The sequence below is a fragment of the Bartonella sp. AC70YNML genome, from assembly GCF_042196545.1.
In the GTDB taxonomy this organism is placed as follows: Bacteria; Pseudomonadota; Alphaproteobacteria; order Rhizobiales; family Rhizobiaceae; genus Bartonella.
The window spans coordinates 1-13,681 of the sequence record NZ_JBHIQK010000005.1; the positions used below are offsets into that span (position 1 = coordinate 1).

Sequence of the window (13,681 nt, forward strand, 5' to 3'; positions counted from 1 at the left end):
ATTTCCTTGAACAAGGATAAATCCTCTAGTGATTATCATAGTGTTGTGGAACAATCAGGCATCAAAGCGGGTGATGGCGGCTTTAATATCATTGTTAAAGACAAAACAACGCTGACCGGAGGAATCATTGCCAGCACCGCGCCAGCAGATAAAAACAGCCTGACCACAGGAAGCATTACCACCAGTGATATCAGCAACAGTGCGCATGCTCAAGCCAGCAGCCATGGGTTTAGCCTTTCTGGGAATGACACGATAAAAAACATTGCCAAGAATGTTTTAAATCACGGCAAAGCCAAGGATGGAGCAGAAGGGGAAACCAAATCTTCTATCAGTGATGGGAGTATCATTCTTACTGATATAACTGGACAGAGGGCGATGGGGCAAGATGCTGGACAAATCATTGATGCACTCAACCGCAACACCGCAGCAGCCCACCAAGCAGTAGAACAGCTCAATGTCGCATCGCTTGAGGGGGTAGTGCATAATCGCGTAGATATGATCAATAATTTATCGGATGAAGGATTGGGATACTTTGATAAAATTTATAAAATTACAAATGTCAAAGAGCACCCAGTAGGTGAGGTTGCGCATGATGAAAATGGCAATGTCCTCTATTTAACCGATGAAAATGGAAAACCTATAAAAGGCAGTGATGGAAAATATATCACTCTGTATCACTTTTTAAAGCCAGAGGAAGAAAAGCATTTACAAAAAGGCCCTAATGGTGCTGTTTATATGTTCTACAATGGCATTTTTAATTCACCAGATGATGCTGCGGGTAATGCTGTCCAATTGGCTGTTAATAAAAAAGGCCCCCTTTATTTTACATACTTCCCCCAAGCTGACGATGCGCTAGTAGAGTTAGGGATAGCGTTTTATCAGAAGTTTTTTGAAGGGAGCACTTGGGGTTTGAGTAATTCGACGAAGAAATTCCAAGACTTTATCACTCGTTATGGCAATGACAAAGCGATTATTAGCATGCATAGCCGAGGTAGCTTTACAGGGGGCAATGGATTGCGTGACCTTAAAAATCGTGGCATCCATGGTATAGGAGAAAAAACAGATATCTATCTTTTTGGACCAGCTGATAACTCTCTATCGATAGCGAATGCATTCTATTATGTGAGTGATGGTAAAAAAGATCATGTTTATTTACAAAACCATGTATTTGATCCCATTGGTATAGGAATTGGTCATAATCCACCTACTGCTTATAAGGTACCCTTGAAGTTCTCTTATGTATTATTTCCATCAGCAATTCCAATGAGAGAGCAAGGGGGAGCTCTCATTGGCCATAACCCTAGTACCCATAATTGTTATGGTGATGTAAGTAAAGAGTGTAGTGGGCGCTATGGAACATATCATACAATAGCAGTTTATGCACCTCATGCAATTTTAGATAATTTAGGTTTAGGTAATTTATGGAGAAAAAAATGAATACACGGTTTAAATTATTCAGCGGGCTTATTCTGTTAAGTATCGCTGGATGTGACTCAAAGCCTCCTTCAAGATACTTTGTTATATGGCAAAAACCAGATGCAGATTCTACTGAAGTAGCAAAAGCATTGTTAGAGTGTGGTAAGCCAACTCCTTATAATGCCGATACAGAAAATAGTGGATTAGGTTTCGGTGAATGGGCAATAATTCATACTTGTATGCTTCAATCTGGCTTCCACTATAGAAGTGAAAATGGAAAGTGGTGTGAAAATTGTCAAGATGATAGGATTCCGGTGTATCCTCTTAGTGGTTCTATCACGCCTCAACGAAGTGTTGAGAGACGCTTAAATAGCCCTTATTGTAAAAAGCATTCAGAACAACTTGAATGCAAACCTTAGGTCTTGCTTCAGCAGAGAAAGCTTTGAATTTACACCAAATAAAGCTCCAGGTTGATGAGCTTGAGAAAGCCTTGTCCGTTCTTACGTGACAAGGTTTTCTTTTTATGCCGCGTCGTTATAACGTTGCTGTTTTGCTTGCTCGATGACATTCAAAAGATCTGATTGTAACCAACGGGATAAAAAACCAAATTTTAAGGGTTTTGGGAGAGAGCCATTGGTAACATGACGGCGGAAAGTTGAGACACTCATATGAAGCAATTTTGCACTTTCACGGTCTGTTAAAAGACTATCATTTTCTGTCATTCTAAAATCCTTTCATTCTTAAAAAATAGAAACAAATCATAAGCATTTATTAACCATATCTTTGAATCCTTGGAAAGGTATTTATTTTATAGAAAACAATATTTTATCATATAAATTCTCATGTGATAAATTATGAGTCTAATTGAGAGCGAATGAGAGAGGAGAGAGAGAAAGTTATCCACAGATATGGGGTTATGCACCCCATATCTTAGGATTGACCAGTGACATAAGCTGCCCATTTATTCATATAGACACGGCGCTGTTCTAGATAGTCAGTACGACGATAGGAGCGCTCTACTTGCCCTCCGGCCGTATGACTGAGAATGGTTTCAGCGACCTCATAAGGGGCATCGGTTGTTTCTGCTAGCCAATCGCGTAAACTAGAGCGAAAACCATGCGGGCAAGCTTCAATTTTATTTTTTCTCATATACGCCGCCATCATCGTATGTGAAAGAGGACCACGACCGGTAAGTGAAAAGATGAAATCACTTTTAGAGATACAGCGGGCTTGTTCAATTACTTTTATTGCTTCAGATGATAGGGGCACGCGAAACTCTGTTGTGGCATCACGCTTGCCTTTCATATTCTCAGCAGGGATTGTCCAGATATCATCTTCAATCTGATCTTCACGAATATGACGCAAAGGATTGCTACGAACCGCTGTAAGGATAAGTAGACGCAAAGCTAAATGTTTTATAGTTGTTGTTTTGCAGAGAAATTGGTAAAAAGCTGGCACATCTCTCCAATCCATGGCTGGTAAGCTTTGTTTTTTATGACGTTGTTTGCCTAAGAGAGCACGTGCTTTTTCTACTACTTGTAAATCAACATCTGACCCTAATGCAGCCGCATGTTTGAGACAAAGATTAAGACGCATCAGTGCTGTTCGAGCAGTTCCAGCTTTTGTATGCCAAATAGGGGCAAGGGTATCACGTATCTCTGTTTGTGTAATCTCTGAAACGGGTAAACAGCCTAATTTGTGAAGAATATGCAGTTTTAAAGGTGCAAACCAGATTCCGTCTTTGCCATCATTCTTTAGTTCAGCTTTACGACTTTCAAAAGTCTCTAAAGCAATGTCTTTTAAATAATGGAGATTGCTTATTGCTTCACGCTTTTGTTTATCGCGTTCTTTAATGGGGTTAGGCCCCTCATGCAAAACAGAGCGCCACCCAGTTGCCAATTCACGGGCTTGTTTTAAAGAAACATCTCGCAAGTCACCCAAGCCCATTTCGAGGCGCCGACCATGAATGGTATAACGATAAAGCCATTGAGCACCTCCATCTTTACGTTTGTGAAGAAGCAAGCCGGCACCATCATTATATTTACCAGCTCCCAATGTTGCGACAACCCTTGGCACTTAAGACGATTCATAAGAACCATTTTTACTCCTTTCTTGTACAATTTTTACCCACACATCAACCCCGCTTGTGATGTGCAAGTAAGTGGTTTTGATTGATTCAAGATAAACAGATTTGAAATGAGAGAATCCTACGTTATTCGAGACTCTCATTCAACATACAAAACAGTAAATTATCATTATAATTCAATGCTTTGTTACAATCATAGACAGCGGTAAGCACGTCAGAAGAGGCAAAGGCTCTTTCAGAACAGACAAAGGATGCGTGTGATAAAGTTAAAGCATCCGTTTCCTCTGTTAAGATAGTTGCAGAAGCTGTTCAGAAGAAATCAGAGGAAGCCGAGAGAGTTGCACAGACAAGTAAGAGAGTCTGTGGAGAAGCCAAGCAACTTGCAACAGAAGCCAAAGACGCTTCCACTAATGCGCTTACCTCAGTCAATGATGTCAAGAATATTTCAGAAGAAGTGAAAGGTATTGCAGAAACGGCATTATCGACCGCGACCATAGCTAAACAGACTGGTGATGAGATTGGGCAAAAGCTTTAGAAGCGTTAACGAAGTCGAGTGAATCTAAGAATTTAGCAGAAATAGCTCATAGCACAGTAGTAAGTTCACAGCAGACAGCCGCTGATGCAAAAGCGAAAGCTGAAAGTGTAGAGACAGTTGCGAATGCAGCGAAGACCACAGCAGAAGAAGCCAAGAGTGCAGCGGATAGAGCAACAGCGACGGCTCATCAAGCTCAACAGGATGCAGAGGAGGCTACAAAATTAGCTTTTGAAGCGAAAGCGGTAGCAGAGTCTGCGGCGCGTTCAGGAAAGACGGCAGGGCAGGTGAGTGGGGAAGCGGTGAAGGGCATAGCACAAGAGGCGAAGCGTAAAGCGGAAGAAGCAGAAAGAATTGCACAAGAATCTAAAGATGCTTTGGATGATGTAAAGCAAGTAGCTGATCGTGCGAAGTCGACGGCAGAAGAGGCAAAAAAGGTTTCTGAAAGCGCCCAGAAGAAGGCAGTACAGGTAGAGACAGTAGCGGATGAAGCCGAAAAAATAGCTAAAGAAGCCAAGGAGTCTGCTGGTTATGCAAGACATGATGCGACGCAAGCGCGCAATCAGGCAGAAAATGCAGAGAAAATAGCCTCGTCTGCGAGGAGTAGGGTTATCGATATCAACCAAGTAGTTGAGAATTTTAAAGCCCCCGTAAGTTTAGCGCGAATGTACTCAGACGAAGCCAAGAAAAAAGCCGAGTCGGCAGATTCACAAGCCTATCAAGCCAAGAGCGAAGCCGAAAAAGCCAAGGAAGTAGCCGATAGAGCGAAAAGGACAGCAGAAGAAGCCAAAAAAACAGCCGATACGACGAAACAAGAGCTTGGAGGTATCAAGAATTCCCTAGCAACGGCAACAACAGCCCATACAGTAGCTTCACAGGCAAAAGCGCTAGCGGAAGAGGTAAACAATTTACTGAAACAGTCCAATTTAACGGTTTTTTCAATTTCCACACCGTTTCTTGTAGCGACAGGGAAAAAACAACTCACATTGAAGAAAGGAACGCGTATAACCTTGGCAAGAAAAACAAACGGCAAAAGCAAACAGAGCATGCTTTAAAGACAGCAACAACCCGTTTTGAGGTAGAAAATGAAGTTAATCGAAAAAGTGATGTTGGTGTGCGCTCTGAACTTTCTCCTTGGGGGGCGCAACAAATAGGTCTATTTTTTGTGGTGGCTGGTTGCCCATTTATTTGGATAATAAGGATGTTGAGGTCATCAGTTCCAACCTTGCAAGAGATATTTTGAAGCATAACAAGCAGAGGCACATTTATGTGGTTGGAAAGATGGTCAAGAAACGAAGCAGCAAAGATAAAGATCTTATCCTTCACGAGATGATAGAGACCTATCAAGGCTTAAAGATGATGTCACGCATCATGAAGTGGTTATTACTGATTATATTTGTGTTTATTCTCGATATTGCACGCCTTATAGATGCGCTAGATAATATCTTCTCACATTTAAAACAGTGTTTTTCAAAGAATTGAAGAACAGAATACTTGACTGTCTTGCTTTGATCGATGATGTAACAAATCTTTTTTAATAATATCCATAAAAGTTCTATTTCTTGCTTTTATATTCCCAATAACAGCACTTGGAGATATAACTTGTACAAATGCATTACCCCTAGAAAGACTTTCCTAATAACATTTTCCTTCTTGAGAAAAAACTTCTATGAAATGATTTGTATCAAGCAATGTATATGCAAAATCATCATCTATTTCAGCTATTAAATATAAATATATCTCATTAACACCATATGCTTTAAGGAATCTGGCATAATTACTTAATTCTGCAACGCCTGAATTTTTGTAATCTGCCGTGGGCTTTTTTAATTCTATTAAGACAACACGTTTTTTTCTTCAGAGTCGAAATAGATAGCTATATCAGATCGGCTACATAATTCTGTTTTTTTCTTTCAGAATTAATAGATAACGAATCAACATTTGAAAGAAGTTCTTGTATTGTTTTCTCACTTTGTAAATGGTTATAACTCATAAATTTATCAGCTGTTTTTCCTTGGTGAATAAATAAATTATGAATGTCTTTTTCTAAAGTTTTTGGTGTTAATAATTTAGAGAATTGATTCAAAATATCATCTCGGAACTGAATGTATTGTGTTAATTCTAAACTAGCAATTTTTTGTGCTTTTTGAATATTTTTTTCCGCGTTTTCAATAAATGAATTTTCTTTGAAGACGCCCCCAATTACATCTTTTGTATCTAGGAAGTCTACTAAATAAGGATATTCTTCAGCAATTTTTTTGAGAAGAGTGCTCTTTTTTTTCTTTAATTTCCGGAAATTGGCTGTTAATATTTTATTTAAAGTGTTTTTTAACGTTTGATTAATATTATCCCAAGTTAGTTGGGTTTCTAAGTCAGGATCTATTTTATTAATTTCAAACTCATTCCTTTCGTCGTTAACATACTTATCCAAAATAGGCGATTCTAATAAAAATATCATCATCACATTGTTTATTGGATTGATATTTATAAACTTTGAAAAAGGCATAACAGTACGATTATTAGCACAATAGTAAGCCTCTACTTTAGTTTTAGAATTTGTGTTCTCTTCAAAATAATAAGAAAGGCTGAAGGGAATATTTGAAAGACCGATTTTGAGAGTTTTATTTTCTAAGTAAGGTAAATCTTTCGTATTGATTGTTCTTTTCTCTAAGCTTTCTACATTATGTACATAAAAGTTAATTTGGATATTTTCATCTTTCTTTTAAAAAAGTAAAGGAAGAAGATGATAGTAAATTTCATTATGAACTAGGTTTATATCTAACACATTTTGTTTATAAGATCCTCCAAAAGATAAATGTGTATTCCACCATTTATCTTTTTCGCCATTTTCTTTTTTAAAAGAATCTTGTGTAAACTGTGGAGTGAAATTCAGTGAAATTTGAGCATGATGTTCATCTTTGCTAAAAATAATGATTTTAACTTCTTCGAATATTTTCAAGTAAGTAATACGTCTAACCCCTTTACATCCTTCTTGAATTTTATAATCACTTTTATAAGTAGAGAAAGATTTGATATTCTCTTTTGTAAATCCATCTCCATTATCAAAAACACTTATAGAAAAAATTGGTTGATTCTCCCACAAATCTGCATTGCCATAAAGTTGGAATAAAATATCAATTTTTGTTGCATGAGCTTGTATAGAGTTAACGATAGATTCCTTAAGAACTGTAACGATATTCGTTTATGAAGAAAGATCGCGGATTATAGCATTAAGATTGACAAGCATAAGTACACCAATATATTTTATTTATATATCTCGTTGTAATATTTAAATTTTATAATGATATTAAACACACTATTCCTGATGAAAAGTTAATAATTTTTCACCATAAGAGATATTGTATATGCTTGATAACGGTTTTTGTATAGAGATATTGGACAAGATCTCCACACACTAAAAATAAAGACTAACCAAAATTTGAAAAACTTTATTAGAATCAGAATAAAATACTTATTCTTTCTAAAGGATTTTTTAAATGTTACCCCCTTTGGTAAAACTTTATGCAAACTTCGTATTGATCACTCAGAACCCCTCTTAGATATGGCTAAGAAATTAGATATATCTGTATCATTTTTATCTTCTGTAGAAATTGGCAAAAAATCTGTTCCTGTAGGACTGGAGGAAAAGATAATTGAACTCTATGCTTTAGATTAAGAGAAGGCTTTACTCTTAAGAAAAGAAGCTTATGTTTGACGCAAAAGTTTTACAATCAAGACTTCTGATCCGTTGAGGCGTGAAGCTGTTGGTGAGTTTGCTAGAAATTTAGAGAATTTTTCACAACAAAACTTAGCAGAATTAAAAGATGTTCTTGAGAAAGTTTGCAAAAAAAGAGGCGTTCTATAGAGATAGGTTGAAAAATCCTATTCCCCTAACTTTATTTAGGCATCCCTTATCTTTAAAAAAATATATGAAGAATCAAAAATTTAATAGGAATATAAAACAGAATGGTGGGCGATGAGAGACTCGAACTCCCGACATCCTCGGTGTAAACGAGGCGCTCTACCAGCTGAGCTAATCGCCCAATGCAATGATCAGCAATTGAATGGAGACTATTTAAGGAAGAATTTTTCTAAACGCAAGAATAAAGATGAGATTTGATAATTTTTTTTAAAAATGCATAATCCTTCTTGACATAAACGCATGAACCCCTTACACGACCGCTTGTACCAAATTAATATTGGTTCGAAAAAAATGCGCGGGTGTAGCTCAGTTGGTTAGAGTGCTGGCCTGTCACGCCGGAGGTCGCGGGTTCGAGCCCCGTCACTCGCGCCATTTCATGATTCCTTATGAAATTTCCTTTATTAAAATATCCATATGCTATGAGTAATGTGGTGGAGTATTTGATTGGGGAATAAATATATTTTTTCTTTCTTTTTATATGGTTTATAAGATATAGGGCTTGCGTCTTTCTTTGCTCTGCGTTACCTATGCCGATAAGAAAAGTATCGCTCTGTATGCCTTTGAAGCAGTATGAATAGAGTTAATAGAGCGATTGTTAAATTTGTCTGTTTGGTCTCGCAATATTGAATCGTTGTGTTAAACTCAGGCATTTCGTTATGATGGAAGAGGGTTATGGCTTATTTATTGAGCTCTTATTTACCGGTCTTGATCTTTATTATTGTTTCGGCAGTTATTGCTGGAGCTTTATTGATTATGCCTTACATTGTAGCATATCGTTCCCCCGATCCTGAAAAGTTATCGGCTTATGAATGTGGGTTTAATTCATTTAGTGATGCTCGCATGAAGTTTGATATTCGTTTCTATTTGGTATCAATTTTATTTATTATTTTTGATCTTGAAGTTGCTTTTCTTTTTCCTTGGGCTGTTTCATTCGAATCAATAGGTATGTTTGGCTTTTGGTCGATGATTGTGTTTTTAGCGATTTTGACTATTGGATTTATATATGAATGGAAAAAAGGAGCCCTTGAATGGAATTAAGATCTAATAATTCAACGATTGAGGCTCCAAAACCAAAAGGAATCATTGATCCAAATACTGGTGGGCTAATAGGATCTGACGATAAGTTTTTTCGTGATATCAATGCTGAATTATCAGATAAGGGGTTTTTAGTTACCTCGGCAGATGCTTTGATTACTTGGGCACGTACCGGTTCTTTAATGTGGATGAGTTTTGGTTTGGCTTGTTGTGCTATCGAAATGATGCAATGCTCAATGCCTCATTATGATAATGAGCGTTTTGGATATGCACCACGAGCTTCACCCCGCCAGTCAGATGTGATGGTGGTGGCAGGTACTCTAACAAATAAGATGGCTCCTGCTTTAAGAAAAGTGTATGATCAGATGCCAGAGCCGCGTTATGTGATTTCTATGGGATCATGTGCAAATGGTGGGGGATATTATCATTATTCCTATTCAGTGGTGCGTGGCTGTGATCGTATTGTGCCTGTCGATATTTATGTTCCAGGGTGTCCACCGACAGCAGAGGCATTATTATACGGCATATTATTGTTACAGAAAAAAATCCGTCGTACCGGATCCATAGAGCGATAGAGAGTTTTCTTGTCATGATGAATGAATCATTGGTTGAACTTGCGGCTTATTTGGAAAATAAGTTAGGAAATAAGCTTGAAGAGACTGTTCTTGCTTTTGGTGAATTGACTATTGTGGCACGTCTTGATGCAATTATCGATGTCTTAATGTTTGTTCGTGATGATTCTCGCTGTCAATTTATTAATCTCACAGACATTAGTGGTGTGGATTATCCTTCTCGCGATAAGCGCTTTGATGTTTCTTACCAATTATTATCCCCTCGTGAGAATTTACGCTTACGTGTAAAAGTTCGTACGGATGAAAATACTCCCGTTGCTTCAGCTTGTATGGTTTATCCTGGTGCAGAGTGGTATGAACGTGAAACGTATGATATGTATGGGATTTTATTTTCAGGACATCCGGATTTAAGACGGATTTTAACAGATTATGGTTTTGAAGGATATCCTTTACGTAAAGACTTTCCTGTGACAGGATTTGTTGAATGCCGTTATGATAATGAAGCAAAGAGGGTGATTTATGAGCCTGTTGTTTTGCGCCAAGAGATGCGTAATTTTGATTTTCTTTCTCCTTGGGAAGGAGGACAATATATTTTACCATGTGATGAAAAAGCAGACGGTAAAAAATGATATTGGTTTTGATAAGGCGTTCTATTAGAGTAGCATATTTTTAAAATAATTAATGTTTTTAATATGATAGATTTTTTTAATATTTGATATGAAGTTTTTAAAAAAGCAAGGGGTTGATTGTGGCTGAGGTCAATGTTCGAAACTTTAATATCAATTTTGGTCCGCAGCATCCTGCCGCGCATGGGGTTTTGCGCATGGTTCTGGAGCTGGACGGTGAAGTTGTTGAGCGTGTAGATCCACATATTGGGTTGTTGCATCGCGGTACTGAAAAATTAATGGAAACAAAGACTTATCTCCAAGCGGGTCCTTATCTAGATCGTTTGGATTATGTTGCTCCTATGAATCAGGAACATGCTTTTGTTCTTGCTATTGAAAAGTTATTAGATATAAAAGTTCCTAAAAGAGGGCAATTAATACGTGTTTTGTTTTCTGAAATTGGGCGTATTCTTAATCATTTGCTTAATGTAACGACACAGGCAATGGATGTTGGTGCTTTAACACCACCGCTTTGGGGATTTGAGCAACGTGAAAGATTGATGATTTTTTATGAGCGTGCCTGTGGTGCTCGTCTTCATGCAAATTATTTTCGCCCCGGTGGCGTGCATCAAGATTTACCAGAATCTTTAGTTGAGGATATTGGTGATTTTATTGATCCATTTCTTGTTTCTCTCGGAAAACTTGATGCGCTTGTGACCCCAAATCGAATTTTTAAGCAGCGTAATGTGGATATTGGCGTTGTAAGTATTGATGAAGCTTGGGCACGCGGTTTTTCTGGGGTTATGATTCGTGGAGCTGGTATTCCATGGGATTTGCGTAAAAGTCAGCCTTATGAATGTTACGATGAAATGGAATTCGATATTCCTATAGGTAAAAATAGTGATTGTTATGATCGCTATCTTATTCGTATGGAAGAAATGCGTCAATCAGCGAAAATTATGCGTCAATGCGTAGAACGGTTACTGGGGACTGAAAAGAATGGACCAGTTTCGAGTTTGGATCGCAAAATTGTACCACCAAAGCGGAGCGAAATGAAAAGCTCAATGGAGGCACTGATTCATCACTTTAAACTCTATACGGAAGGGTTTCACACGCCCCCTGGAGAAGTGTATGTTGCTGTAGAGGCTCCAAAGGGTGAGTTTGGTGTTTATCTTGTTTCTGATGGAACCAATAAGCCTTATCGTGTCAAGTTGCGTGCTCCTGGATTTGCTCATCTCCAAGCTATGGATTTTTTAACTCGAGGCCATATGTTGGCGGATGCTACAGCTATTTTGGGTTCGATTGATATTGTTTTTGGGGAGGTTGATCGCTAATGTCCGTACGCCGTCTTGCAGATGATATCTATCAGCCCGCAGAGTTTTCTTTTACAAAAGAAAATCAAATATGGGTAAAAAATACTATAGAAAAGTATCCTGTCGGGCGTGAGCAATCAGCTGTCATTCCGTTATTAATGCGTGCGCAAGAGCAAGATGGTTGGGTGACACGTGCTGCAATTGAACATATCGCTCAAATTCTTTCTATGGCATATATCCGTGTCTTAGAAGTTGCTACTTTTTATACTCAGTTTCAGCTTAAGCCTGTTGGAACAAAAGCGCATATTCAAGTTTGTGGGACAACGCCTTGTATGTTACGTGGTTCTGATGAATTGATTAAAGTTTGTCAGAAAAAAATTCATCATGAGCCTTTTACAACCAATCAGGATGGAACATTGTCATGGGAAGAGGTGGAGTGTCTTGGTGCTTGTGTTAATGCTCCCATGGTTATGATTTTTAAAGATACTTACGAAGATCTTACAGCGGAACGCCTTGAAGAGATTATCGATGCATTTGAGGCGGGAAAGGGTCCTGAGATAGCTGTTGGTCCGCAAAATAGTCGTAAATCATCGGAGCCAATTAGTGGTTTAACATCTCTTCTTGATGATGAAGAAAAAAGTAAATCTCTCAAGGGATCAAAGAAAAAGGATAATAAGGGAATGGAATCTTAGTAAAAATTTTTTGAAAAGATATTCCATTATGTCACTCATTTATAACAACATTTGATTAAAAGTAGAAAGTTTCAAGATTTTTTTTAAATTGCATTTGAGGAAAAGCTAAAAATGCTACGGGCAATAGAAAAAAAGGTGGGGTATGCTAGCTGATAAAGATCGTATCTTCACCAATATTTATGGTTTAAAAGACAAATCATTAAAGGCTGCGATGTCGCGTGGACATTGGAATGGTCTGAAAGGGATTATTGACAAAGGTCGTGACTGGATTATTGATGAGGTGAAGGCGTCGGGTTTACGCGGTCGTGGTGGTGCTGGTTTTCCTACCGGAATGAAATGGTCTTTTATGCCAAAGCAGAGTGATGGGCGTCCTCATTATTTGGTTGTCAATGCTGATGAATCAGAGCCTGGGACATGTAAAGACCGTGATATTTTACGGCATGATCCCCATACTTTGATTGAAGGATGTGCAATCGCTACTTTTGCTATGGGAGCCAATGTTGCTTTTATTTATATTCGTGGTGAATATATTCGTGAGCGTGAAGCGCTACAGGCTGCCGTTGATGAATGTTATGATGCAGGTTTGCTTGGCAAAAAAACAAAATATGGGCATGCTTGCGATATTATCATTCATCATGGAGCCGGTGCTTATATTTGTGGTGAAGAAACGGCCCTTCTTGAAAGTCTTGAGGGAAAAAAGGGACAACCTCGGCTTAAACCACCATTTCCTGCTAATATGGGGATTTATGGCTGTCCAACAACAGTCAACAATGTAGAGTCCATTGCCGTTGTTCCAACAATTTTGCGGCGAGGAGCTTCGTGGTTTTCATCAATTGGGCGGGCGAATAATGTTGGCACAAAATTATTTATGGTTTCAGGGCATGTTAACGCCCCTTGTACATTTGAAGACGCTCTTGGTGTTTCATTCCGTGAATTAATTGAAAAACATACGGGTGGTATTCGTGGTGGATGGAATAATCTTTTAGCAGTTATTCCAGGGGGGGCTTCTTGTCCAGTCGTCCGTGGTGAGGATATGATCGATGCGATTATGGATTTTGATGGGATGCGAGATGTCGGGTCTTCTTTTGGCACAGGGGGAATGATTGTTATGGATAAATCAACCGATATTATCAAAGCAATTTGGCGTATAGCTGTTTTTTTTAAGCACGAGAGTTGTGGTCAGTGTACACCGTGTCGTGAGGGGACGGGTTGGATGATGCGTCTTTTAGGACGTATGGTTGAGGGAAGAGCGCAAAAACGCGAGATTGATCTTTTATTTGAGGTTTCTCAACAAGTTGAAGGGCATACTATCTGTGCTCTTGGCGATGCTGCAGCGTGGCCTGTACAAGGGCTGATTCGTAATTTCCGTCCAGAAATTGAACGTAGAATTGATGAATATACGCGAAATGTCGTCCAAAGAAAAAATATTGCTTTGGAAGTCGTGGGATAGAAAATTTTTTAAAGAGCAACCGAATGCAAATTTTAAGTGGATTATCCGCAGGTTGGAT

At 38.4% G+C, this 13,681-nt stretch carries 12 protein-coding genes, 2 tRNA genes and 3 pseudogenes; 12 read left to right on the top strand and 5 right to left on the bottom strand.

The window, feature by feature from the left end; genetic code table 11:
• Positions 1 to 1,437: pseudogene (locus tag ACFIMU_RS04785) on the top strand (filamentous hemagglutinin); the annotation flags it as partial.
• Positions 1,434 to 1,835: a hypothetical protein gene (locus tag ACFIMU_RS04790; protein WP_375607604.1), complete on the top strand. Its 402-nt coding sequence runs from the start codon at positions 1,434 to 1,436 to the stop codon at positions 1,833 to 1,835. The pseudogene ACFIMU_RS04785 and the gene ACFIMU_RS04790, both read left to right, overlap by 4 nt.
• 102 nt (positions 1,836 to 1,937) lie before the next feature.
• On the opposite strand, the gene ACFIMU_RS04795 is transcribed toward ACFIMU_RS04790, so the two are convergent.
• Both ACFIMU_RS04795 and ACFIMU_RS04800 read right to left on the bottom strand, forming a co-directional pair.
• Positions 1,938 to 2,138: an AlpA family transcriptional regulator gene (locus ACFIMU_RS04795; protein ID WP_012231078.1), complete on the bottom strand. Its 201-nt coding sequence runs from the start codon at positions 2,136 to 2,138 to the stop codon at positions 1,938 to 1,940.
• A 208-nt stretch (positions 2,139 to 2,346) separates the two neighbouring features.
• Positions 2,347 to 3,515: pseudogene (locus ACFIMU_RS04800) on the bottom strand (tyrosine-type recombinase/integrase).
• A gap of 806 nt (positions 3,516 to 4,321) precedes the next feature.
• Here ACFIMU_RS04800 and ACFIMU_RS04805 point away from each other — a divergent pair.
• Positions 4,322 to 5,089, top strand: a complete 768-nt coding sequence (locus ACFIMU_RS04805) for an alanine-zipper protein (RefSeq protein WP_375696863.1) — start codon at positions 4,322 to 4,324, stop codon at positions 5,087 to 5,089.
• A gap of 214 nt (positions 5,090 to 5,303) precedes the next feature.
• Positions 5,304 to 5,516 (top strand): hypothetical protein, encoded by a 213-nt coding sequence (locus ACFIMU_RS04810; RefSeq protein ID WP_375606919.1) that lies wholly within the window; start codon positions 5,304 to 5,306, stop codon positions 5,514 to 5,516.
• Between the two features lie 394 nt (positions 5,517 to 5,910).
• Here ACFIMU_RS04810 and ACFIMU_RS04815 read toward each other — a convergent pair whose 3' ends face one another.
• Together ACFIMU_RS04815 and ACFIMU_RS04820 are read right to left on the bottom strand one after the other, a co-directional pair.
• On the bottom strand, positions 5,911 to 6,540 hold the full coding sequence (locus ACFIMU_RS04815; RefSeq protein WP_375696864.1) for a hypothetical protein: 630 nt from the start codon (positions 6,538 to 6,540) through the stop codon (positions 5,911 to 5,913).
• 216 nt (positions 6,541 to 6,756) lie between these two features.
• On the bottom strand, positions 6,757 to 7,230 hold the full coding sequence (locus ACFIMU_RS04820; protein WP_375696878.1) for an ATP-binding protein: 474 nt from the start codon (positions 7,228 to 7,230) through the stop codon (positions 6,757 to 6,759).
• A 267-nt stretch (positions 7,231 to 7,497) separates the two neighbouring features.
• On the opposite strand from ACFIMU_RS04820, the pseudogene ACFIMU_RS04825 reads away from it, so the two are divergent.
• A pseudogene (locus tag ACFIMU_RS04825) lies at positions 7,498 to 7,899 on the top strand (XRE family transcriptional regulator).
• Between the two features lie 102 nt (positions 7,900 to 8,001).
• Here ACFIMU_RS04825 and ACFIMU_RS04830 read toward each other — a convergent pair.
• Positions 8,002 to 8,077, bottom strand: a tRNA-Val gene (locus tag ACFIMU_RS04830).
• A gap of 174 nt (positions 8,078 to 8,251) precedes the next feature.
• Here ACFIMU_RS04830 and ACFIMU_RS04835 point away from each other — a divergent pair.
• From ACFIMU_RS04835 to nuoF, 7 genes are all read left to right on the top strand, one after another.
• A tRNA-Asp gene (locus ACFIMU_RS04835) sits at positions 8,252 to 8,328 on the top strand.
• A 300-nt stretch (positions 8,329 to 8,628) separates the two neighbouring features.
• Positions 8,629 to 8,994: an NADH-quinone oxidoreductase subunit A gene (locus ACFIMU_RS04840; RefSeq protein WP_375606830.1), complete on the top strand. Its 366-nt coding sequence runs from the start codon at positions 8,629 to 8,631 to the stop codon at positions 8,992 to 8,994.
• Positions 8,985 to 9,566 carry a NuoB/complex I 20 kDa subunit family protein gene (locus tag ACFIMU_RS04845; RefSeq protein WP_375606831.1) on the top strand — a complete coding sequence of 194 codons (582 nt, stop codon included), beginning with the start codon at positions 8,985 to 8,987 and terminating at the stop codon, positions 9,564 to 9,566. The genes ACFIMU_RS04840 and ACFIMU_RS04845 overlap by 10 nt, the downstream gene beginning before the upstream one ends.
• A gap of 17 nt (positions 9,567 to 9,583) precedes the next feature.
• Positions 9,584 to 10,192 carry an NADH-quinone oxidoreductase subunit C gene (locus tag ACFIMU_RS04850; protein WP_375610413.1) on the top strand — a complete coding sequence of 203 codons (609 nt, stop codon included), beginning with the start codon at positions 9,584 to 9,586 and terminating at the stop codon, positions 10,190 to 10,192.
• A gap of 119 nt (positions 10,193 to 10,311) precedes the next feature.
• A complete protein-coding gene (locus ACFIMU_RS04855) occupies positions 10,312 to 11,502 on the top strand; it encodes an NADH-quinone oxidoreductase subunit D (RefSeq protein ID WP_375606832.1) in 1,191 nt (396 codons plus the stop codon).
• A complete protein-coding gene (gene nuoE / locus ACFIMU_RS04860; protein ID WP_375606833.1) occupies positions 11,502 to 12,173 on the top strand; it encodes an NADH-quinone oxidoreductase subunit NuoE in 672 nt (223 codons plus the stop codon). Before ACFIMU_RS04855 ends, nuoE begins: the two co-directional genes overlap by 1 nt.
• A gap of 142 nt (positions 12,174 to 12,315) precedes the next feature.
• Positions 12,316 to 13,623, top strand: coding sequence for an NADH-quinone oxidoreductase subunit NuoF (gene nuoF, locus ACFIMU_RS04865; RefSeq protein ID WP_375606834.1), 1,308 nt, complete (start codon positions 12,316 to 12,318; stop codon positions 13,621 to 13,623).
• Positions 13,624 to 13,681 lie beyond the last annotated feature (58 nt).

Bases quoted from the DNA above. Each gene is read 5' to 3' on its own strand.
- ACFIMU_RS04795 (WP_012231078.1), bottom strand. From the start codon at position 2,138: ATGACAGAAAATGATAGTCTTTTAACAGACCGTGAAAGTGCAAAATTG.
- ACFIMU_RS04845 (WP_375606831.1), top strand. From the start codon at position 8,985: ATGGAATTAAGATCTAATAATTCAACGATTGAGGCTCCAAAACCAAAA.
- ACFIMU_RS04790 (WP_375607604.1), top strand. From the start codon at position 1,434: ATGAATACACGGTTTAAATTATTCAGCGGGCTTATTCTGTTAAGTATC.
- ACFIMU_RS04850 (WP_375610413.1), top strand. From the start codon at position 9,584: ATGAATGAATCATTGGTTGAACTTGCGGCTTATTTGGAAAATAAGTTA.
- nuoE (WP_375606833.1), top strand. From the start codon at position 11,502: ATGTCCGTACGCCGTCTTGCAGATGATATCTATCAGCCCGCAGAGTTT.
- nuoF (WP_375606834.1), top strand. From the start codon at position 12,316: ATGCTAGCTGATAAAGATCGTATCTTCACCAATATTTATGGTTTAAAA.
- ACFIMU_RS04840 (WP_375606830.1), top strand. From the start codon at position 8,629: ATGGCTTATTTATTGAGCTCTTATTTACCGGTCTTGATCTTTATTATT.
- ACFIMU_RS04815 (WP_375696864.1), bottom strand. From the start codon at position 6,540: ATGCCTTTTTCAAAGTTTATAAATATCAATCCAATAAACAATGTGATG.